Source organism: Pseudoalteromonas sp. P1-7a, from assembly GCF_001401855.1.
In the GTDB taxonomy this organism is placed as follows: domain Bacteria; phylum Pseudomonadota; class Gammaproteobacteria; order Enterobacterales; family Alteromonadaceae; genus Pseudoalteromonas.
Genome location: NZ_LKDU01000042.1, coordinates 1 through 21,276, shown reverse-complemented (window position 1 = coordinate 21,276; position 21,276 = coordinate 1). Strand labels below are relative to the sequence as shown.

20 protein-coding genes are annotated in these 21,276 nt (G+C 41.9%); 16 read left to right on the top strand and 4 right to left on the bottom strand.

Annotated features, from left to right (window positions below):
* Positions 1-82: 82 nt before the first annotated feature.
* Complete coding sequence (gene glnE, locus AN389_RS18160; protein ID WP_055016827.1) at positions 83-2,923, bottom strand: bifunctional [glutamate--ammonia ligase]-adenylyl-L-tyrosine phosphorylase/[glutamate--ammonia-ligase] adenylyltransferase; 2,841 nt, start codon at positions 2,921-2,923, stop codon at positions 83-85.
* A 78-nt stretch (positions 2,924-3,001) separates the two neighbouring features.
* Between glnE and AN389_RS18155 the strand changes: the two genes are divergently transcribed.
* From AN389_RS18155 to ruvX, 6 genes are all read left to right on the top strand, one after another.
* Positions 3,002-3,895, top strand: a complete 894-nt coding sequence (locus tag AN389_RS18155; RefSeq protein WP_055016826.1) for a hypothetical protein — start codon at positions 3,002-3,004, stop codon at positions 3,893-3,895.
* 81 nt (positions 3,896-3,976) lie between these two features.
* Complete coding sequence (locus AN389_RS18150; RefSeq protein WP_055016825.1) at positions 3,977-4,447, top strand: hypothetical protein; 471 nt, start codon at positions 3,977-3,979, stop codon at positions 4,445-4,447.
* Positions 4,448-4,519: 72 nt separating this feature from the next.
* Complete coding sequence (rsmE, locus tag AN389_RS18145) at positions 4,520-5,254, top strand: 16S rRNA (uracil(1498)-N(3))-methyltransferase (protein WP_055016824.1); 735 nt, start codon at positions 4,520-4,522, stop codon at positions 5,252-5,254.
* A gap of 75 nt (positions 5,255-5,329) precedes the next feature.
* The gene (gshB, locus tag AN389_RS18140) at positions 5,330-6,280 is read left to right on the top strand and encodes a glutathione synthase (protein WP_055018847.1); all 951 of its coding nucleotides are present in this window, start codon (positions 5,330-5,332) and stop codon (positions 6,278-6,280) included.
* A gap of 124 nt (positions 6,281-6,404) precedes the next feature.
* A complete protein-coding gene (locus tag AN389_RS18135; RefSeq protein WP_055016822.1) occupies positions 6,405-6,962 on the top strand; it encodes a YqgE/AlgH family protein in 558 nt (185 codons plus the stop codon).
* A gap of 9 nt (positions 6,963-6,971) precedes the next feature.
* The gene (gene ruvX / locus AN389_RS18130; protein WP_055020391.1) at positions 6,972-7,421 is read left to right on the top strand and encodes a Holliday junction resolvase RuvX; all 450 of its coding nucleotides are present in this window, start codon (positions 6,972-6,974) and stop codon (positions 7,419-7,421) included.
* A gap of 85 nt (positions 7,422-7,506) precedes the next feature.
* On the opposite strand, the gene AN389_RS18125 is transcribed toward ruvX, so the two are convergent.
* Entirely contained in the window at positions 7,507-8,640 is a 1,134-nt protein-coding gene (locus AN389_RS18125) for a PilT/PilU family type 4a pilus ATPase (RefSeq protein WP_055020390.1), read from the bottom strand.
* Between the two features lie 9 nt (positions 8,641-8,649).
* Complete coding sequence (locus AN389_RS18120) at positions 8,650-9,690, bottom strand: type IV pilus twitching motility protein PilT (protein ID WP_004586840.1); 1,041 nt, start codon at positions 9,688-9,690, stop codon at positions 8,650-8,652.
* A 2-nt stretch (positions 9,691-9,692) separates the two neighbouring features.
* On the opposite strand from AN389_RS18120, the gene AN389_RS18115 reads away from it, so the two are divergent.
* From AN389_RS18115 to AN389_RS18080, 8 genes are all read left to right on the top strand, one after another.
* On the top strand, positions 9,693-10,406 hold the full coding sequence (locus AN389_RS18115; RefSeq protein WP_055020389.1) for a YggS family pyridoxal phosphate-dependent enzyme: 714 nt from the start codon (positions 9,693-9,695) through the stop codon (positions 10,404-10,406).
* Positions 10,407-10,423: 17 nt separating this feature from the next.
* The gene (proC, locus tag AN389_RS18110; RefSeq protein WP_055016818.1) at positions 10,424-11,245 is read left to right on the top strand and encodes a pyrroline-5-carboxylate reductase; all 822 of its coding nucleotides are present in this window, start codon (positions 10,424-10,426) and stop codon (positions 11,243-11,245) included.
* Between the two features lie 26 nt (positions 11,246-11,271).
* Positions 11,272-11,805 carry a YggT family protein gene (locus AN389_RS18105; protein ID WP_055016817.1) on the top strand — a complete coding sequence of 178 codons (534 nt, stop codon included), beginning with the start codon at positions 11,272-11,274 and terminating at the stop codon, positions 11,803-11,805.
* 56 nt (positions 11,806-11,861) lie between these two features.
* Complete coding sequence (locus AN389_RS18100; protein WP_055020388.1) at positions 11,862-12,305, top strand: DUF4426 domain-containing protein; 444 nt, start codon at positions 11,862-11,864, stop codon at positions 12,303-12,305.
* Between the two features lie 4 nt (positions 12,306-12,309).
* Positions 12,310-12,909 carry an XTP/dITP diphosphatase gene (locus AN389_RS18095; RefSeq protein WP_055020387.1) on the top strand — a complete coding sequence of 200 codons (600 nt, stop codon included), beginning with the start codon at positions 12,310-12,312 and terminating at the stop codon, positions 12,907-12,909.
* Entirely contained in the window at positions 12,906-14,051 is a 1,146-nt protein-coding gene (gene hemW, locus AN389_RS18090) for a radical SAM family heme chaperone HemW (protein WP_055020386.1), read from the top strand. The genes AN389_RS18095 and hemW overlap by 4 nt, the downstream gene beginning before the upstream one ends.
* Before the next feature lie 87 nt (positions 14,052-14,138).
* A complete protein-coding gene (locus AN389_RS18085; RefSeq protein WP_055016813.1) occupies positions 14,139-15,971 on the top strand; it encodes a DUF885 family protein in 1,833 nt (610 codons plus the stop codon).
* Positions 15,972-16,054: 83 nt separating this feature from the next.
* A complete protein-coding gene (locus AN389_RS18080) occupies positions 16,055-16,723 on the top strand; it encodes a hypothetical protein (protein ID WP_055018852.1) in 669 nt (222 codons plus the stop codon).
* Here AN389_RS18080 and AN389_RS18075 read toward each other — a convergent pair.
* Entirely contained in the window at positions 16,720-17,436 is a 717-nt protein-coding gene (locus AN389_RS18075) for an SIMPL domain-containing protein (protein WP_055016811.1), read from the bottom strand. The two genes, AN389_RS18080 and AN389_RS18075, sit on opposite strands and share 4 nt — an antisense overlap.
* 114 nt (positions 17,437-17,550) lie before the next feature.
* On the opposite strand from AN389_RS18075, the gene AN389_RS18070 reads away from it, so the two are divergent.
* Both AN389_RS18070 and AN389_RS18065 read left to right on the top strand, forming a co-directional pair.
* A complete protein-coding gene (locus AN389_RS18070) occupies positions 17,551-20,223 on the top strand; it encodes a bifunctional acetate--CoA ligase family protein/GNAT family N-acetyltransferase (protein ID WP_055020385.1) in 2,673 nt (890 codons plus the stop codon).
* Positions 20,220-21,167, top strand: coding sequence for an ion transporter (locus AN389_RS18065; protein WP_055016809.1), 948 nt, complete (start codon positions 20,220-20,222; stop codon positions 21,165-21,167). Before AN389_RS18070 ends, AN389_RS18065 begins: the two co-directional genes overlap by 4 nt.
* Positions 21,168-21,276 lie beyond the last annotated feature (109 nt).

Genomic DNA, 21,276 nt, shown 5'->3' with positions numbered 1-21,276 from the left:
TTATTCTTACATGGATGTAAGTCATTAGAATAACGCAGGAGCAGTTATCGAGCCCACTAGGTTACAAACCTCGCGCCGCGATTTAATCGTCCCTAGATTGAACAAATTTCAATCCGCAAAGATCAACACGCCCTAGTTCAAATATTGTATTCCAGCATGCCGATACGCTTTCAATATCCCTTTGGTAATCTTTACGTGACACCAAGCGACCTTGCTGGTTTAGGCTTAATACGTGGTAACGCGAGCGATAATCAATATACGCTTGAATCAACTGCTGCTTTTGCGCTTTAGTGATACACCCAATCGCAGCAGCGTCTGTGAGTATTCTCACGTTATCAGAAAATTCCGTTAACTGGCTAAACTGAGGGGCGTTTTTAAGCACTAAATATTGAGTTATAAATTCAATGTCGGTCATGGCGCCTACATCTTGTTTTAAATCAAATTGCTCTGCGTTTCCCTTCGCTAAGTGGTTCCGCATTTTTTCGCGCATTTTAAGCACATCTTGCTTAAGTATATCTACATCGCGCGGGGCACATAATATCTCTTTACGAATTTGAGCAAAACGCGCTCTTAGCTCATCTTGACCTAATATTATGCGGGCGCGCACAAGCGCTTGATGCTCCCACGTCCACGCTTGGGTTTGCTGATAATGATTAAAGCTTTCTAAGTTAATAGCCAATAAACCAGAAGCACCTTCAGGGCGCAAGCGCGTATCAAGTTCATACAATATCCCCGAGGCAGTGCGGGTATTAAATAAATGCATTAAGCGCTGCGCAAGTTTTAAATAAAACTGGCGTGAAGTAATCGATTTATCGCCATTGGTACTGCTATTACCGTCGTGATTATGAACAAATACAAGATCTAAATCAGAGTCGTAGCCGACCTCAAAACCGCCTGTTTTACCGTACGCAATAACCGCAAACCCTTTATGCTCGTCATCTGTATTTGGCGGCATACCAAAACGCTTAACCGTGTTATACCACGCTATATTAACTGCTTGGTCTACCACTGCTTCTGCAAGTGCAGTTAAGTGATCGCTTACTTTCATAACATCAATCACACCGGTTGCATCTGCAGCCGCAATACGTAATTGATGTGTTTGCTTAAACTGCCTAAGCGCTTCCATTTGCAGCTCTAGGTCGTCGTGCTCTATACGTAAAAAGTATTGGCGTATTTCATCTTTATAGGCGCTCAACGGCGTAGGTTTGTAAAGCGCAGCAGGGTCTATTAGCTCATCAAGCAAAATGGGATAACGAGAAATATGCTCCCCTATCCACTTACTGTGGCAGCACAATAATACTAACTGTTTAAGCGCGCCTTGGTTTTCGTACAGTAATTCAAGGTAAGCTGTACGCGATACAATTTTATTTAAAATTCGGCATACCATGGTAAATGTTTCACCGCTGGCATTAAAATCGCTCAGCTGTTTAAGTAATAAGGGCATGAGCTTATCGAGAATATCACGCCCACGATTACCTATATTTACCTTACTTAAACGTTGTTTAAAGTCATGAAGAGGCACTTGCCATTGCTCTTTTATATCGTTTAAAAAGCTCACATCACCATGATCCCACGCACTTATAAACGCACCTTCGCAGGTATCAAGAGGGACCGTTTCCTCCCCTATCACCAGTAAAAATTCATCGTGAATTTTAGTCATAACCTGCTCAATGTGCGACATAGTATGATTAAAGCTTTCAGATTCGAGCAAATAATTTAGCCGCGCTTGATTGAGCTCATCATCTGGCAGGGTTTGTGTTTGTTGATCGTCAAACATTTGTAAATATTGCTCAACCTTACGTAAGTGCAAGTAGTTATGCTTTAACTCATTTGCTTCTTGTTCATCCATCGCTTGGTTTAGAATTAACTGCTCTAGGGCATACAGTAGCGATTGAGTTTGTAAGTTTGCCTCTCGCCCACCGCGCACCATTTGCAAAGCCTGGACAATAAATTCAACCTCACGAATACCCCCTGCTCCTAACTTTATATTATTAGTCAGGCGTTTACGTCGCACCTCTTGAGCTATCATTAGCTTCATTTTTCTCAGCGATTCAATCACCGAAAAATCTATATAACGGCGATAAACAAAGGGCTTTAAAAGCTGTATAAATTCATCCCAATACTGATTAGGTGTGCCTATTAAGCGCCCTTTTAACATGGCGTAGCGTTCCCAATCGCGGCCTTGCTCTTGGTAGTAATCTTCTATAGCGTGAAAGCTCATCACTAAAGGCCCACTTTCGCCAAATGGACGCAAGCGCATATCAACCCTAAATACTTGGCCATCACCAGTGACTTGGTTAAGTGCATTAATCAGTTTTTGCGCTACCTTTGTGTAGAACACTTGCGCTTCAACAGGTTTACGCCCACCTTGAGTAGGTACATTGCGCGGATAGGCAAAAATTAAATCTATATCCGATGAGTAATTAAGTTCGTGACCGCCCAATTTACCCATGCCTAAAACCATTAAGGGCAAAGGGTTACCTTGCTCATCGAGAGGCTCACCTGCTGTTTTTGCAGTTTGTGCATGCGCCCACCTATTGGCGCTACTAATCAACATATCAGCCAATAGGCTTATGTATTTAATACTGTCACTAATTGGGTTATCGCAGCATAAATCGAGGTAGGCAACTTTTAGCCAGTATTTTTCTCGGTACTGGCGCAAAATTTTATTACACTGGTTTTCATCTATCTGTAGCAGATCAAGGCCGTCGAATGGCGCGGGAACGTCTCGGCTAAATTGCTCGTCTGGGTTTATTAACCAGTCTTTTAATTGAGGTTGCGACTCTAAACTACGAAAAGCAAAGTCGCTCAGAGCACATAATTTTACAACTTCTTCTTGTATAGGTTGCTGCGGATAGAGCTGTGCAAAGCGGGCTGAGCCAAGTTTCTGTAATTGAATAGGAAGTTGCATTTTATTACTCATCAATCCTCTCTTTTATATATTTACTAACCATACTAGAATAACTAAAACCAAGAAAGGTTATCTCTACTTAGGATCAGCATGTCATATTTATCATTATCTAACACCAGTTTAATTGCGATTGCTATTAGTTTTGCGGTTATATGCATTACGATTTTTAGCCTGAGAATTGTTGCTCAAGTAAAAGCAAAACAAGCACTTAAAGATGAGCTAGCGCAGCATGATAACTTTGCCATGGGTATTAGCTTCGCTTCAGAGATTACCGTGGTTATTGCCACCATGGCATTTTTATTTGATGAAATTAGTATGAGCGCAGCACAACATAATCCCTTAAAAGTGATTGTTTTAATTGTTCTGTTATTTACATTTATTAAAGCTGGTCATTTAATTCACAGAAAATGGATTTTGCACAGATTTAATGAAGAAGAAGCCATACTAAAGCAAAATGTATGTGCCGCAATGGTGGATTCTGGCATGTTACTAGCCAACTGCATTATTGCACTGGGACTTTATACATGGACCCATGCACAAGGGTTTAGCAACTTACTCATTGCATTTGTAAGCTTTTTTACGTTACAAGGGATGTTTGCACTAGATAGTAAGATACGTGAATACCGCTTTGCTAAAGCAAACCAAGGTGCCTCGCTGCAAAGCAACTTTAATTTAGAAAACACCTCTATAGGCATTAGATATGCAGGAAAATCAATAGGTTTAGCACTCGCTGTTTACGCAGGGCTATCAAGTGCTGCCTTTCAAAATGGAAAAATGGTCGAAAATATATTTACACTGGTAATGCATTGCGGTGTAATGTGGGTGTTATTATATTGTTTAAGTTTTGTAATAAAAGCAATTTCATTGCCCAATATTGATACTGCTTTAGAGGTAGACCATCAAGACAATATAGGCATAGCATGCATTGAGTTTGCTGTTTTTTGTGCTATAGGCTATTTACTTATTAGCATGTTTTCACTTTAACGCCACGCTATTAAATAAGTCGCCAAGCGCCCCGTATTTAGTTAACTGGCACAACACATTTGCATAAAGCAACGGGGCCCTATGTCATTTGAAGTAACTAACTATTTGTTAATTGATATAGACAACGAATTTAGTCGCACATTTGCTGAATATTATTTTAAGCACGCCACACCCAATACACCCAGCACCTTAATAGTTGCAGGCAGTAACACCCGTAAGCTGGTTAAAATGATGTTTGACGAGCTTATTAAAGATTACTGTTATTGCGATTTAGAAAACGAAATTAGCGTATCTGAGTTGGCCACTTACCTGCATGAGCATCACGATATACAGGGGGTGTTATTTAATAACACCGACTACCTGCTAGCCGACGAAAAACAACGTTTTATTTATAATTCTCTACATGAAAAACGCTATGTAGTCAGTGCTGATGATAGCGGCTATACATTCGATCGTATTACTGACGAAGGCTTTAAAAATCACTTATCGTGCGACACAGATATTGCTGAAACACCCAAAGATTTAGTCGCACTTGCCAAGACACTCAAATAAATAATTGCGTACAACGCCCTGCTTACTTACCATAGCGATATACACCTTTACGCTATACAATAAGTGATTCCCATGCGAGTACCTCATATTTATCAGGCATCGAGTATTGCCTTAAACACCCCGGTTTCTTTAAACGATGATGCAGCGGGCCATATTGGCCGCGTATTGCGCATGAAAGTAGGCGAACATGTGTCTATTTTTAATGGTGAAGGCGGTGAATACTTCAGTGAAATTATAGAGGTCACTAAAAAGTCAGTTGTTGTTATGCCACTACGTTTTGATGAGCATAATGTCGAATCTGAGCTTAACATTCATTTAGGCCAATGCGTATCACGCGGCGACAAAATGGACTTTACCATTCAGAAATCTGTTGAGTTAGGTATTAACGAAATCACCCCTATTTTTAGTCAGCGCTGTGGCGTTAAACTCAGTGGCGACCGGTTAGAAAAAAAACACCAACAATGGCAAAAAATTGCAATTTCAGCCGCTGAACAATCGGGACGTAACTATGTGCCAGTTGTTCATCCACCGGTTGATTTAAAGCAATGGCTTGAGCAACATACAGACGAAATTAAGCTCACCTTGCATCCGCGAGCCGAGCACAGTATTAAAACAATAACCGTTCCAAGCGCCGGTGTACGCTTTTTAGTAGGCCCTGAAGGGGGCTTCACTGACGAAGAAATGGCGCAAACTAAACAGCAAGAATTTGTTGATATTCGTTTAGGGCCACGTGTTTTACGAACAGAAACAGCCGCTTTAACGGTCTTAAGTGCATTACAGTTACAATTTGGCGATTTAGCTAATTGAAATAGCTCAATGGCACCCTCATATTAAAACTATTAACACTCTAGTAGTAATTATAATTAGATTAAGGCACAGCGCATGGCGATAAAGTTAGGTATTATTTCTGATCCTATTAGTGGATTTAACATCAAAAAAGACACCGGTTTTGCAATGATGATGCAAGCGCAAGAACGTGGCTATGAAATTTATTACATGGAGATGGATGATTTATCACTTCGCCAAGGTAAGTCGTATGCAACCGCAGCAAAAGCACAGGTATTTAATAACACGCAAAAGTGGTACGAACTTGAAGAGAAAACCACAATAGCACTTGCCGACCTTGACGTTATCTTAATGCGTAAAGATCCCCCGTTCGATACAGAGTACATTTACGCAACGTATATATTAGAACGTGCAGAGCAAGAAGGTACGTTAATTATTAATAAGCCACAAAGCCTGCGCGATGCTAACGAAAAGCTATTTACAGCGTGGTTTAGCGAGCATACGCCCGATACATTAGTAACACGTAGCCAAGCGCAAATACGCGCATTTTTAGCTGAGCATAAAGACATTATTTTAAAACCACTTGATGGCATGGGCGGCGCGTCTATTTTTCGTATCAAAGAAGATGATGCAAACATTGGTGTTATTTGTGAAACGCTCACTGAGCACGGTAGCCGCTTTGCTATGGTGCAAAATTACATTCCAGAGATCAAACAAGGCGACAAACGCGTATTGGTTGTTGATGGTGAAGTAATTCCGTATTGTTTAGCGCGTATTCCACAAAATGGTGAAACCCGCGGTAATTTGGCGGCAGGTGGTCGTGGTGAAGCCCGCCCACTTAGCGAGTCAGATCTTAAAATAGCGCAAGCAGTTGCCCCTACACTTAAAGAAAAAGGGCTAGTGTTTGTAGGCTTAGATATTATTGGCGACAAGCTCACCGAAATTAACGTAACTGCACCAACCTGTGTACGTGAAATTGAAGCCGCTTACGATATATCTATTACCGGTATTTTGTTTGACGCCATTGAGCGTAAGCTAGCTAAATAAATACCATTTAAAAGTCCATTAATTTAAGTATTTCATACAATTAATGGACTTTTTATACGCTACATATATATCTATGCCATACTCAAAGTTCAATAAGTATTCATAAACTAAAAGGGTGAAATCTATGCAATCATTAGAAAATCATTTTTTAATCGCTATGCCGTCGATGCAAGACCCTTTTTTTAAACGTGCCGTTACCTATATTTGTGAGCACAATGAAGATGGGGCTATGGGATTGGTGATCAACCAGCCTATTGATGTAACCGTTGGTGAGCTTTTAGATAAAATAGAAATAGACAACGACAAAACTCAACAAGCTGCGCAAGTCTCTGTGTTTGCAGGTGGTCCGGTTAAAACCGACCGGGGTTTTGTACTTCATTCACCTCAGCCTGGTTATTCTGCAAGCCAAAAGCTCAGCAGTGATATAATGATCACCACATCAAAAGATGTACTTGCCAACCTGACCACCGCCCACGCACCTGAGCAATTTATTATTACGCTTGGTTATTCGGGATGGGAGCAAGGACAACTTGAGCAAGAGCTTTTAGATAACAGTTGGTTGATCATTAAAGCCGATCCGAAGATCATTTTTGATACGCCGGTTGAAAAACGCTGGGAAAAAGCAGTTTCAATGCTGGGCTTTGATGTCAGCCAGCTTTGCAGTGAAGCTGGACACGCTTAAAGAACCATAATGACTAAAAAGAACCTTAAACCTCAAGGCCAACGTACCGTAATGGGTTTCGACTTTGGCACAAAAAGTATTGGTATTGCTATAGGGCAAGAACTCACTGGCAGCGCCTCTAGCCTCAAGGCTGTAAAAGCCCAAGATGGTATTCCTAACTGGGAGCATATTGCAGTTCAAGTTAAAGAGTGGCAACCCGACTTAATGGTGGTGGGCTTGCCACTTAATATGGATGGCACCTCGCAAGAGGTAACCTTTAAGGCTAAAAAGTTTGCTAACCGCTTGCACAACCATTACGGCATACCGGTGCATACACAAGATGAGCGACTCACAACCGCCGATGCAAAAGCCCGTTTATTTGAGCACGGCGGCTATAAAAATTTAGGTAAAGGAAATGTCGATAATATGTCGGCAGTGATTATTTTAGAAAGCTTTTTTGAAGCCAGTTATGGTGAATAACTTCCTTAAAACAAAAAGCGCCAATAGGCGCTTTTTTATGCATTAAATAATTAAAAATGAGTAACTTACCTACACATACTGTAGGTTAATTACCGTTTTTATCATCGAGTCCATCAATGGTTACACCTTGTAAAAAGCCTGCGCCTTGTTGCTCGTTATTGCGCAGCTTAATCATTAAGCGTAAATCGTTTGGCGAATCAGCATGATGCAGCGCATCGGCGTAATTAATACGTTGCTGTTTATATAGCTCAAATAAGGCTTGGTCAAAGGTTTGCATACCCATTTCTTTAGACTTAGACATAGCCTCTTTAATGCCACCAATATCCCCATTTTTAATTAGCTCTGCCACCATGGGTGAGTTTAATAATATTTCAATCGCGGCAACTCGCCCTTCCCCATCAGAGGTTGGAATAAGCTGCTGAGCAACAATGGCGCGTAAATTTAGCGCTAAGTCGTACTTGAGCTTGTCGTGCTTTTCTTTAGGGACTAAGTGCATAATACGGTCAATGGCTTGGTTGGCATTATTAGCATGCAGTGTAGCCACACATAAGTGGCCCGTCTCGGCAAAGCTCAGTGCGTATTCCATGGTCTCTTGTGAGCGTATTTCACCAATTAAAATAACATCGGGAGCTTGGCGTAAAGAGCTTTTAAGTGCCGATTCAAAGCTGTCGGTATCAAGCCCTACTTCGCGCTGAGTAATAATACTTTTACGGTGCTCGTGTACAAACTCAATTGGGTCTTCAATAGTGAGTATATGGCCGCGTTGGTTGCGGTTTCTGTAGCCAATTAAAGCAGCCAATGAGGTTGATTTACCCGTGCCAGTTCCCCCCACAAACAGCACTAATCCGCGCTTAGCCATAATTACATCGGTAAGTGTTGAGGGCAGGCCTAAATCACTTACATCAGGTATTTGCGTTACAATACGGCGAATAACCATGCCCGCTCTATCACGCTGCCAAAAAGCCGATATACGAAAACGCCCTTCGTCTGTGGCTATTGCAAAATTACACTCTTTAGTTGAGTGAAACTCATTTTTTTGTTTATCACTCATTGCTGACTCTACTAGCGCGAGCGATTGCTCATCACTCAACTTATCGTCACTAAGAGCGATAAGCTCACCATTAATTTTTGCGCTAACAGGTAACTGACTAGATACAAAAAGATCAGAGCCTTTTTTCTCGATCATAATTTGTAAAAAGTGATTTAAAGATAAATTCATAGTAAGTCCTTAGCCACCAAACTGTGTTTTGTCTTGGGCTTTTTCTTTCGCGGCTGCAGTAGTCACAATACCGTGATTAACTAAATTATTTAAACATTGATCCATAGTTTGCATGCCGTGTGATGCACCCGTTTGAATAGACGAATACATTTGTGCAATTTTATCTTCACGAATTAGGTTACGAATCGCCGGCACACCAATCATAATTTCGTGAGCAGCCACTCGCCCACCGCCAATTTTTTTAAGTAGTGTTTGCGAAATAACGGCACGTAACGACTCAGAAAGCATTGAGCGCACCATGTCTTTTTCTTCACCTGGGAATACATCAATAATACGGTCAATGGTTTTTGGTGCCGAGGTGGTGTGTAGCGTGCCAAACACTAAGTGACCGGTTTCAGCGGCGGTCATCGCAAGGCGAATGGTTTCTAAGTCACGTAGCTCACCGACAAGTATTACATCGGGGTCTTCACGCAGCGCGCTGCGCAATGCATTAGAAAAGCTGTGCGTATCACGGTGCACTTCACGTTGGTTTATAAGGCTAAGTTTATTATCGTGTACAAATTCGATAGGATCTTCAATGGTGAGGATATGGTGATGTTTTGTTTGATTTATATAATCGACCATAGCCGCAAGGGTTGTTGATTTACCTGAACCCGTTGGGCCGGTAACCAATACTAAACCACGAGGGTTATCTGATATTGTTTTAAAAATATCTGGCGCACCTAAATCCTCAAGCGTCAGTACATCGCTAGGGATGGTACGAAACACCGCTGCAGGGCCGCGGTTTGAGTTAAATGCGTTAACACGAAAACGCGCAAGGTTAGGCACTTCAAACGAAAAATCCACTTCTAGGTTTTGTTCGTAGTCCTTGCGCTGATTATCGTTCATAATGTCGTAAACAAGACTGTTTACGTCTTTGTCTGCAAGTGCAGGTATATTAATGCGGCGAACATCACCATCTACGCGTATCATAGGTGAAACACCTGACGATAAGTGTAAATCAGATGCTTTGTGTTGCACACTAAACGCTAATAATTCGGTAATATCCATTTATGACTCCACAACTAACTGATAAATATATGGTTACAATAGCAGAACGACTCACATCCGCCTACGCTAGAATTGCCAGCGCGGCCAAAAATGCTAAACGTAGTAGTAATGAAATTACCCTACTAGCAGTATCAAAAACAAAACCATGCGACGATATTATTGCTGCTTACGAGCACGGCCAACGCCAATTTGGCGAGTCTTATGTTCAAGAGGCTGTAGATAAAATAGCTCAACTACACACATTTAGCGACATCATTTGGCATTTCATTGGCCCAATTCAATCAAATAAAAGCGCCCTTGTTGCCGCTAATTTTGACTGGGTACAAAGCGTAGATAGAATAAAAATAGCTAAGCGATTAAACACTCAACGCCCCGCTGATAAAGCCCCTTTAAACGTGCTTATTCAGGTAAATATAAGCGCAGAGGAGGCAAAGTCGGGCTGTAGCATTGAGCAAATACCCGAGCTGGCTGAGTTTATTGACCAATGTGAACAGCTTACTTTACGCGGTTTAATGGCTATTCCAGCTAAAAGCGACGATCCGAGTGAACAAAGTCAATCTTTTGAGCAATTACACGCTTGCTTTGATAAACTAAAGGCCCAATATCCTCATATAGATACGTTGTCGATGGGGATGAGTAATGATGTTGAAGCCGCCATAAGCGCAGGCTCAACCATGGTGAGGATCGGCACAGATATTTTTGGAACGCGAACTTAAAAGGTGATAACAGACATATGTCAGATAAAACAATCGCATTTATAGGCACAGGTAACATGAGCTACGCCATTATTGGTGGCATGGTAAAAAACGGTTTTAATGCAAACAACATCATTGCAACAAACCGCAACCAAGAAAAGCTTGCCAAGGTAGCAGACGATTTCAAGGTGAAAACCACCAGCGACAATAACGAAGCCTTACGCGATGCTGATGTCATTGTATTGTCTGTTAAACCACAAATGATGGGCGATTTATGTAAATCGTTCCAAGATTCGGGTATCGACTTTAGTGATAAACTGTTTATTTCGGTAGCGGCGGGTTTAACCGTTAAGCGCCTGCGAGAAATGCTAGGCCAAAACGTTAAAATGGTACGTTGTATGCCAAACACCCCATCGTTACTTGGGCGTGGTGTATCGGGTTTATTTGGCGCAGATGAAACAGCTGAAGAGCACGACTTTGTACAACAGGTATTTGAGTGCACAGGTATTGTTGTGTGGGTTGAGCAAGAGTCACAAATCAACGATATAATAGCCGTAACAGGCTCATCGCCCGCTTACTTTTTCTTATTTATGGAAGCAATTGAAGAAAAAGCGAAAGCACTTGGTTTTACCGATGAAGATGCACGCCGCTTGGTACAGCAGACAGCGCTTGGCGCAGCCGAAATGGCATTGAGCCAACCAGAGATAAGCATTTCGCAATTACGCGCTAATGTAACCTCTAAAGGCGGCACGACTCATGCAGCTGTTGAGCATTTAAAAGGCGAAGGCCTAGTGCAAACAGTGAGCGATGCAATGGATGCGTGTATAGCGCGTGCGATGCAAATGGAAAAAGAACTTTAAAACTACTTTTTATTGAAGGTTACACTATGAATGCCATGCAATTTTTGATCAGTACCCTGTTTGATTTGTTTTTAATGGTGGTGCTACTGCGTTTTTGGCTACAGTGGGCAAAAGCCGACTTTTACAACCCAATGAGCCAATTTGTGGTTAAAGCAACCTCGTTTGCGGTCAACCCATTGCGTAAAATAATACCTGGCCTAGGCGGGCTCGATTTAGCCTCTCTATTGCTGGCATTTATAGTGGCTGTAGCCAAAATTAGTACTTTAATGCTGGTTATATATGGCGCATGGGCTGCACAACCTGTGTTTATACAAGCGCTTATTACCGTATTAAAAGAAGGCTTAAACTTAGTATTTTGGGTATTGATCATACGCGCTATTTTAAGCTGGGTAAGTCAAGGTTATAACCCTATAGAAGCGGTTTTCCATCAGCTTACTGAGCCAATGCTCAAGCCACTTCGTAAAATTATTCCACCAATGGGTGGCTTAGACTTATCAGTGCTTGTACTAATTATTGGTATTCAGTTTTTACAAATGCTGCTGATGGACTTGTTAGCCTAAATTTTTGTTATAAGCAAAAGAGGCCCTTTGGCCTCTTTTTTATATAGGACACCACAATGAACCGTTTAATTAAGTTTTGCTTTATTAGTTTTTTAGCCTTTGCTTTTAATGCCCACAGTGAAGAGATGCAAGGTGCACAATACAAAGAGCTAGGGCCTTGGCAAGTGCATTACATTGCTTTCCCATCTACTTTTATTCAGCCACAAATAGCAAAAACCTATGGCCTTGAACGTAGTGGTTATAAAGGGATTGTTAATATTTCAGTACTAAAAAATAACAGCGATAAAACCGCGCAAACTGTGAAGCTAAGCGGCACAGCAAAAAACCTACTTGGCAATAAACAAACCCTCACTTTTAAAGAAGTACAAGAAGGTGACTCAATTTATTACCTTGCCCAAGTAAATTACACCAACGAAGAAATTTTACGTTTTGAAATTGAAATACAACAAAGTAATCAATTTCAAAAATTACAATTTCAGCAAAAATTTTATGTAGATTAACATCATGACCAAAACATTAGTGCTTGCCACAGGCAACCCAGGTAAAGTAAATGAGCTGGCAAACATGCTCATCCCGCTTAACATAAACGTCGTTCCACAAAGCGATTTTAATGTAGGCGAAGTGGCCGAAACCGGCACCACCTTTGTAGAGAACGCGATAATTAAAGCCCGCCATGCAGCTAAAATTACCGGTATGCCAGCCATTGCGGATGACTCGGGCTTAGAGGTAGATGGCTTAAATGGCGCACCTGGGGTGTACTCAGCGCGTTTTGCCGGTGAAAACGCCAGCGATCAAGATAACATAGACAAACTGCTTAATGATTTAGGTAGCAACCCTAATCGTAAAGCGCGTTTTTGGTGTGTATTAGTATTAATGCGCCACGCCGATGACCCTACCCCACTTATTTGCAGCGCAAGTTGGGAGGGCGAAATTACACAAACCCAAAATGGCGAAGGCGGGTTTGGTTACGATCCGGTATTTTTTGTTGCTGAGCAAAACTGTACCAGCGCCGAGCTCACCAAAGCGCAAAAAAATGCAGTGAGCCACCGCGGCCAAGCACTTAAAAAGTTACTATTAGAGCTTAAAAACAAAGGCGGCCTGTGAACCTTCCACCATTGAGCTTATATGTACACGTACCTTGGTGCGTGCAAAAATGCCCCTATTGCGATTTTAATAGCCATGGGCAAAAAGGCGATATTCCTGAAGCTGAATATGTTCAGCATTTAATTGACGACTTAAAAGCCGATTTGCACTTGGTGCAAGGGCGTAAGATTCATAGTATTTTTATTGGCGGCGGTACACCAAGCTTATTAACGGGTGATGCTTATACCCGCTTATTAAGCGAAGTTGATGGCCTAATTGGCCTAAGCGACAACTGCGAAATAACCCTTGAGGCGAACCCAGGTACAGTAGAAACGAATCGCTTTAAAGAGTACGTTAAAGCGGGCATTAACCGGATTTCTATTGGCGTGCAAAGCATGCAAAACGACAAGTTAAAAGCACTTGGCCGTATTCATGGTGCCGACGAAGCGCACTACGCTGCAGAGCAAGCTAAGCAAGCTAAGCAAGCCGGATTAAATAGCTTTAATCTTGATTTAATGCATGGCCTACCAGGGCAAACCCTTGACGATGCACTAAGCGATTTAAAAAAGATTATTGCTTTAAATCCGCCACATATATCTTGGTATCAGCTTACTATTGAGCCAAATACTCAATTTGCATCCAAGCCGCCAACTTTGCCACAAGATGAAACCTTATGGGATATTCAAGAGCAAGGCCAAGCACTCCTTGCCCAAGCAGGTTATATTCAATACGAAATATCCGGTTATGCAAAGCCTGGCTTTCAATGCCAACATAACTTGAATTATTGGCGTTTTGGCGATTATCTCGGTATTGGCTGTGGCGCTCATGGTAAGGTGACCGATGCAAAAACCGGTGTAATCACACGCACCGAAAAGGTTAAACACCCACGTGGTTATATGGATATGTTAAAACCATATATGTACAAAAATTGGCAAGTAGAACAAGACGATTTAGCCTTTGAATTTTTTATGAATCGTTTTCGCTTAGTAGAGCCTTGCCCAGTTGAAGATTTCAGTGCGCTGACTAGTCAGCCGCTACAAAGCCAGCAAGCGGCTTTAACTAAAGCAATAAATGCAGGCTTGTTAATACAAGAAAACGGCCACTGGCAAGTAAGCCTTAAAGGCCATCGTTTTTTAAATGACCTGCTAGAATTGTTTGTGTAGTGGTTTTTGACCACGCGCGATAAACATAAAATACAAGCAAATAAATATAATACACCCTAATGGGTTTCTAACAACAAAGGGAAAACAATGCGTAAACTTACCTTTATTGCAGCTGCCGTGAGCGTTGCTATTTTAGCCGGCTGCCAGCAGGCACCACAACAAACAATGCCAGCGCCTGCAGTGCAAGTACAACCTGTGCAAAGCGAAATAGACAAAGCGAATGCGTTTTTTGAAGATACCTTTAACCGCGATGTAATGAGCAGCCCGGTTTACCAAACTTACATGGGTATTAAAAAAGACTACGATAAATGGGATGACGGCAGCGAAGAGCGCAAACTAAAAGACTTAGCACAAGCAAAAGCCGATTTAGTTGAGCTAAAAGCCATTAATCGCGACCTACTCGATGATGCCACTAAAGTAAGTTACGACTTAAAAAAACAAGACCTAGAAAGCTCGATTGCTGATTTTAAATGGCGTTACCATAACTACCCAGTTAACCAAATGTTTGGTACGCACTCTATGGTGCCTGCGTTTTTAATTAACCAGCACTCAATTAGTAACGTTAAAGAAGCTAAAGATTACATTGCACGTTTAAACGGCGTACCTGCAGTATTTGATCAGCTTATTACTGATTTAGAAACCCGTGCTGATAAAGGTATTATCGCGCCTAAATTTGTGTTCCCACATGTGATAGATTCGAGCAAAAACATCATTCATGGTGCGCCGTTTGATAAAGGCGAAGACTCAACACTATTAGCCGACTTTAAACGTAAAGTAAGCGCCCTTGAAATTAGCCAAGATGAAAAAGATGCCTTAATCAGCGATGCAACTGATGCATTAAAATCAGCCGTAAAGCCTTCTTACTCTAAGTTAATTAATTACTTAGCACAGCTAGAAAAACGCGCTGATAACCGCGATGGCGCATGGAAACTGCCTGACGGTGAAACGTTTTACAATAACGCACTTAAGCGCACCACCACAACTGACTTAACCGCTAAAGAAATTCATGCTATTGGCCTTGCTGAAGTAAAACGCATTCATGATGAAATGCGTGAAATTAAAGACAAAGTAGGCTTTAAAGGTGATTTAAAAGCGTTTATGCAGTTTATGAAAACGGATAAACAATTTTATTACGCCAATGACGAGGAAGGTAAGCAGCGTTATCTAGATGAAGCCACGGGTCTAATCAACACCATGAAAACTCGCCTAGATGAGTTATTTATTGTTAAACCAAAGGCTGACCTTAAAGTTAAAGCCGTTGAAGCATTCCGCGAAAAAGCAGCGGGTAAAGCATTTTACCAACAACCTGCGCCAGATGGCTCACGCCCTGGTATTTACTACGCAAACCTTTACGACATGGAAGCAATGCCAACGTACCAAATGGAAGCATTAGCGTACCATGAGGGTATTCCGGGTCACCATATGCAAATTGCTATTTCACAAGAGCTTGAAGGTGTACCTAAGTTCCGTAAGTTTGGTGGCTACACAGCATACATTGAAGGTTGGGGTTTATACTCAGAGTACATTCCTAAAGAAATGGGCCTATACTCAGACCCTTACTCAGACTTTGGTCGCCTTTCGATGGAATTATGGCGTGCGTGTCGCTTAGTAGTTGATACCGGTATTCATGCAATGAAATGGACTCGCCAAGAAGGTATTGATTACTACGTAAATAATACGCCTAACGCCACATCTGACGGTGTTAAAATGGTTGAGCGTCACATTGTAATGCCATCGCAAGCAACGGCTTACAAAGTGGGTATGCTTAAGATTTTAGAGCTGCGTGAAGATGCTAAAAAGCAACTAGGCGATAAGTTCGATATTCGTCAGTTCCACGACGTTATACTTAAAAATGGCCCTGTACCACTTAACGTACTAGAGAACTTTGTAAACGAGTGGGTAGCAAGTAAAAAAGCTTAATACTTGGTTATAAATAGAAAAAGGTCGCTGATGCGGCCTTTTTTGTTTTATAGTAATAAAAACGCTCAAAGGTAGAGTTAAGAATGGACTTAAGCATACAGTTACTTAATGCGCGCATTGCCAAGCATCAGCTAGACGAGCTTGATAACGACTTTAAACAGTTAACCCCTGCGCAACAAACATTGCAGCTAAACCACCTTTACGAAAGTGCTTTGCGAATGAGTATCAAATACGATTTTATGCAAAATGTGGCAACACGTATTTTAACAACCAACACCTTACCAGCACCTTTTATAAACCAATTAACAACGACTGATGCATTAACGTTTTTTACACCGGCATTAAAAGAAAATAACGGCTTTTTAGCACAAGACAGCCGGGGAAATAATGTGCTGCACAGTGTATTTAAACACGCCCATGCTCACAAGCTGCCTTTTAACTACGTACGCTCATTAATGTTATTCGAATCTAACGATGGGCTAGCAAAAGCCTTAGCACAAACTAATGCTAACGGCCTTACTCCTGTTGCCTGTTATATTGCTTATGCTGATAAACCTAGCACGCCAGTAAAGCATGAGTTTTCAGCCTTATTAGCGCTTATGGAAATAGAACAAAAACAAACCCCAACCGCTAAACAACAATTAGTAAATGTTTTAAAAGGCGCAAACATTAACGAAACCGGTATTTTACTTAGTGCAGCTTATCTGCAACGTTCAACAGCACACATTGCCCACCTAGTGAGAGCGATTTAGTCACTTAAATAATACTCTACACTGGTGACCACCCTCACCTTTTTAATGTGAGGGGTATTAGAGTCGCGATTACTAATACTAAATTGCCCCTGGCGCGCGGATTTTATTTTGCCAAGTGTTGAGTTCGAATCCTTAGCAAATTTGTTAGCGACTTCTCGGGCTTTTTCTGTAGCCTCTTGCACCATTGCAGGCTTGATATCGTTAAGGCCGGTAAATAAATATTCGACCCTGGTTTCGTAACTATCCTGTACTATTGCGATACCTTGCTTCGCCAGTTGGCTTACTTTGCCTAATGCATTTTGGACTTTGTCGGGCGCGTTAGAATAAACAATAATGTTAGCGCGGGCTAAATAACGAAATTTTTGATTATCGTTACCATATTCACGGGCCTGTTTATCAATAATTGACTGGCTACCGGTACTTATTTCGTCATCATCAAAGCCATGTAACTTTAAAAAAGCAATCACGGCACTATTTTTTTGCTCAACTCGACTAACCAATTTTTCTAGGTTATTGTCTGCATCGGTGTATTGCAAGGGCCAAATAACCGTATCGGCATTAACCTCACGCTCAGCTAACCCTTTTACCTGCACACTTCGGTCCATACTTTTTACATCAACGGCAGCACTTTTAATAATAAAGCCAAATAAAACTAAGCCTATACTTAAACAAATAGCAGCAATAACAGTGTAAAAATGGGGTGTTTTATTCACAAAAATCTCCTTGATTGATATCAATAATAAGCATTTACGCGCTCGAAATAACACAGCAAACAGGGTACATTGTGAGTATAAATAACGCAAAACATTATCAGCCAAGGATATAGCATGAGCCTAAAGCGTATTAGCCAATTTTTTAATCCGGCCTCGGTAGCTGTTATTGGCGCCTCGAATACCTCTACTCGCGCGGGGTTTGTGGTTATGCGCAATTTATTACAAGGCGGATTTAAAGGGCCAATTATGCCCGTCACCCCAACCCATAGTGCAGTACATGGAGTGCTTGCTTATCCTGATATTGCAGCGCTGCCCAAGGTGCCCGACTTAGCCGTTATTTGTACTAATAAAAATACCTTACTAAGCATTATTGAGCAGTTAGGCCAGCTTGGCTGTAAAAGTGCGATTGTGATTGCCGATGGACTTTCATTGTGCCAAAAAACGGCCTTGAAACATGCAGCTAATCACCATAACGTTACCTTGCTTGGACCAAACTGTTTAGGGCTACTTATCCCGCATATTGGTCTCAATGCCAGCTTTTCACACACCGTAGCAGCACCGGGAAAACTGGCATTTATATCGCAATCTGCAGCGGTGTGCTCCACTATTTTAGATTGGGCTAAAAATAAAGAAATTGGCTTTTCGTATTTTGTATCTGTGGGTGATTGCCTAGATATTGATTTTGACGAGCTACTCGACTTTTTAGGCCGTGATGCAAAAACCAAAGCGATTCTGCTCTACATAGATAATATAGAGGATATCCGCGGGTTTATCTCAGCAGCACGCGCGGCTGCATTTAGCAAACCCGTCATAGCCATTAAAACGGGTAAAACTGGCGCAGGCGCACTGGCCGCCGAAATCCATACCGGTGGCAAACAAAGTTCAGATGCGGTGTACGATGCGCTTTTTCAACGTGCTGGTATGCTTCGGGTTAGTGACCTGCGCGAACTTTTTGCGGCCACGCAAACACTCGCCATACACCCAAAACTGTTAAAAGTTGAGCAGTTAACCATTTTAACTAACGGCGGCGGACCGGGTGTCATGGCGGTTGATGAGCTGATTTTAAATTCCGGTAAGCTTGCCCAGCTAAGCGAGCAAACCCGAGCGGCACTAAATAAAGTGATCCCCCAGTCGGATACTACATCTAACCCTGTTGATATTTTTGGCGACTCTGCACCAGCCCGTTACAGGCAAGCATTGGAGATTTTACTACGCGCCGAAGAAGTTAAAAACTTACTTATTATTCATACTCCCTCAGCACTTGCACCCAGTGAAGACTACGCCGATATGATAGTGCAAACCTTACAAAAAATACCAAAGATGGCGCGCCCCTATGTCATGACCAACTTTATGGGGGAAGATGCAGCTTATGCCGCTAGGCGTGTTTGTTCTAACCATACTATTCCAACCTATCGCACGCCTGAGGGTGCCGTTGGCGCATTTATGCATTTGGTTAGTTATCGTCGTAACCAAAAGCATTTAACGCAAACTCCGGAATCAAACACTGACGACGCCAAAATAAATAAAACTGCGGCCACTTCACTCATTAACGAATTTTTAGAAGAAGATCAAAGCTACTTACCCACGCATCAAGCAAGCCAAATCCTTAGTCATTATGGTGTTGAGTGTATTAAAACAGAAGTAGCCTACACGCCCACAGAAGCGCGTGAGCAAGCAATTGAATTAGGCTTTCCCGTAGCGTTAAAGTTGATTAGTCCAAGTATTGCCTCTAAATCAGAAGTCGGTGGTGTGGTACTCAATCTCAACGATGCAAACGAAGTTGAACAAACTGCCTTTGCCATGCTGATACGCATTAAAAACACCTATCCAGATGCGGTTATTGAAGGGTTTTCACTACAAAAAATGGCGCCCCGTGCTGGTGCTAATGAGCTGCGAATCGCCATTAAAACCGAGCCTAATTTTGGCCCCGTTATATTACTTGGTGAAGCAGGTAATGGATTAGAGTATGCCCAAGCAGCCGTTGCTTTGCCGCCACTTAATATGAACTTAGCTAAATACCTCATTGCGGCAGCAAACGATAAAGGCGTATTAAAAGATCGTATCCTGCCAGAAAAAGTCGATAAATACCGCCTGTGCGCCCTGCTCACACGTATATCTCAACTTGTTGTCGATCAACCTGACATAAGTGCCATGGAGCTAAACCCTATTTTAGCCAGTAACGGCCAATTTTTAGTGCTTGATGCCACCATTACTGTTAACCGTTATCAGACACGTAGCGATCGTAAACGTTTATGTATACGCCCTTACCCTATTGACCTTGTAGAAGAAGTAACCCTTAAAAATAACACACGTGCTACATTAAGGCCTATTCGTCCAGAAGATGAAAAAGCCCACCAAGAGTTTGATCAATCCCTTAATAAAGAAGATCGCTACAAACGCTTTTTTGGCGAACTCCCCCAGTTTAATCACGATCAACTCGCAAAAATGACACAAATAGATTACGACCGAGAAATGGCCTTTATTGTTTGCCAACGCTTTGAAGGTAAAAGCCGTACGTTAGGCGTGGCACGTGTAATTATGGACCCTGATAATTTACATGCGGAGTTTGCCACAGTGGTTCGCTCTGACTACCAAGGTTTAGGTCTTGGTAGGTTGCTGATGAGCGCTGCAATAAATCACTGTAAGCGCCAAGGCGTAGAAGTCATTGAAGGCATAACACTACCAGAGAACACCGGCATGATAGAACTAGCCCGTAAGTTAGGCTTTACTATCAGTCGTGATTTTGAAGAAGGCAGTATTAATATGCTGTTAAAGCTAAAAAAATGAAAAACACAGCACGGAAAACTTTAGCGCAGGTATTTGAAGGAACCGGTGATTACCGAACAGCAGGGCATATACTTGATACTGCACTAATTGCTTTAATTATGCTTAACGTTGTTGCCATTGTGCTTGAGTCAGTACCAAGTATAAATAAGCTTTATTACCCGCAATTTTTACTATTAGAAGTAATTTCAGTAGCTATTTTTAGCCTTGAATACCTCGCAAGACTTTGGGCCTGTGTCGATAAAAGCAAATACGCAGCTATAAAAGGTTCAAACGTAAAACGTCGGCTGCATTATTTTTTATCACCTTTAGCTCTTATTGATTTAATAGCCATTTTACCGAGTCTATTAATGTTCATGTTTCCTCTCGATTTACGTTTTTTACGGGTATTAAGGCTGCTAAGAGTGTTTAAACTTACTCGCTACTCTCGTGCAATGCAGTTGCTATTACAAGCATTTAAAGACGAAGCAAGTTCATTACTGGCCGCATTTTTTATAATGTCGGTGGTGCTTATACTCGCCTCGTGTGGCATTTATTTATTAGAGCACGACATACAACCCGATAAATTTGGCTCTATCCCTGCGGCTATGTGGTGGGCTATGGCCACGCTTACCACGGTAGGTTATGGTGATGTTGTGCCCATTACTCCTGTAGGTAAGCTATTTGGTGGGGTGATCACCTTGGTGAGCATGGGAATGGTGGCAATCCCCACGGGTTTGCTTGCTTCAAGTTTTTCAGAGCAAATACGTAAACGTCGTCAGTTTTTTGAAGACGCCGTACATGAACAAATCCATGACGGCAGCCTAGATGACTCACAGCGCATGCACTTAGAAGAACTTCGCTATAAACTGGGATTGAGTAAACTTGAGGCCAATAAAGCAATTAAAACTCAGCTTAATCAGCGTAACAGCCATTTATTTTGCCGTCACTGTGGTAAACGCCAATAAGCTTATTTTTACTAGGGGGGGTTACCTTTGCGGATTGAAATTTGTTCAACCTAGGGGCGATTAAATCGCGGCGCGAGGTTTGTAACCTAGTGGGCTCGATAACTGCTCC

Coding starts and splice junctions, on each gene's coding strand:
- glnE (WP_055016827.1), bottom strand. CDS start 2,923: ATGAGTAATAAAATGCAACTTCCTATTCAATTACAGAAACTTGGCTCA.
- AN389_RS18155 (WP_055016826.1), top strand. CDS start 3,002: ATGTCATATTTATCATTATCTAACACCAGTTTAATTGCGATTGCTATT.
- AN389_RS18150 (WP_055016825.1), top strand. CDS start 3,977: ATGTCATTTGAAGTAACTAACTATTTGTTAATTGATATAGACAACGAA.
- rsmE (WP_055016824.1), top strand. CDS start 4,520: ATGCGAGTACCTCATATTTATCAGGCATCGAGTATTGCCTTAAACACC.
- gshB (WP_055018847.1), top strand. CDS start 5,330: ATGGCGATAAAGTTAGGTATTATTTCTGATCCTATTAGTGGATTTAAC.
- AN389_RS18135 (WP_055016822.1), top strand. CDS start 6,405: ATGCAATCATTAGAAAATCATTTTTTAATCGCTATGCCGTCGATGCAA.
- ruvX (WP_055020391.1), top strand. CDS start 6,972: ATGACTAAAAAGAACCTTAAACCTCAAGGCCAACGTACCGTAATGGGT.
- AN389_RS18125 (WP_055020390.1), bottom strand. CDS start 8,640: ATGAATTTATCTTTAAATCACTTTTTACAAATTATGATCGAGAAAAAA.
- AN389_RS18120 (WP_004586840.1), bottom strand. CDS start 9,690: ATGGATATTACCGAATTATTAGCGTTTAGTGTGCAACACAAAGCATCT.
- AN389_RS18115 (WP_055020389.1), top strand. CDS start 9,693: ATGACTCCACAACTAACTGATAAATATATGGTTACAATAGCAGAACGA.
- proC (WP_055016818.1), top strand. CDS start 10,424: ATGTCAGATAAAACAATCGCATTTATAGGCACAGGTAACATGAGCTAC.
- AN389_RS18105 (WP_055016817.1), top strand. CDS start 11,272: ATGAATGCCATGCAATTTTTGATCAGTACCCTGTTTGATTTGTTTTTA.
- AN389_RS18100 (WP_055020388.1), top strand. CDS start 11,862: ATGAACCGTTTAATTAAGTTTTGCTTTATTAGTTTTTTAGCCTTTGCT.
- AN389_RS18095 (WP_055020387.1), top strand. CDS start 12,310: ATGACCAAAACATTAGTGCTTGCCACAGGCAACCCAGGTAAAGTAAAT.
- AN389_RS18085 (WP_055016813.1), top strand. CDS start 14,139: ATGCGTAAACTTACCTTTATTGCAGCTGCCGTGAGCGTTGCTATTTTA.
- AN389_RS18080 (WP_055018852.1), top strand. CDS start 16,055: ATGGACTTAAGCATACAGTTACTTAATGCGCGCATTGCCAAGCATCAG.
- AN389_RS18070 (WP_055020385.1), top strand. CDS start 17,551: ATGAGCCTAAAGCGTATTAGCCAATTTTTTAATCCGGCCTCGGTAGCT.
- AN389_RS18065 (WP_055016809.1), top strand. CDS start 20,220: ATGAAAAACACAGCACGGAAAACTTTAGCGCAGGTATTTGAAGGAACC.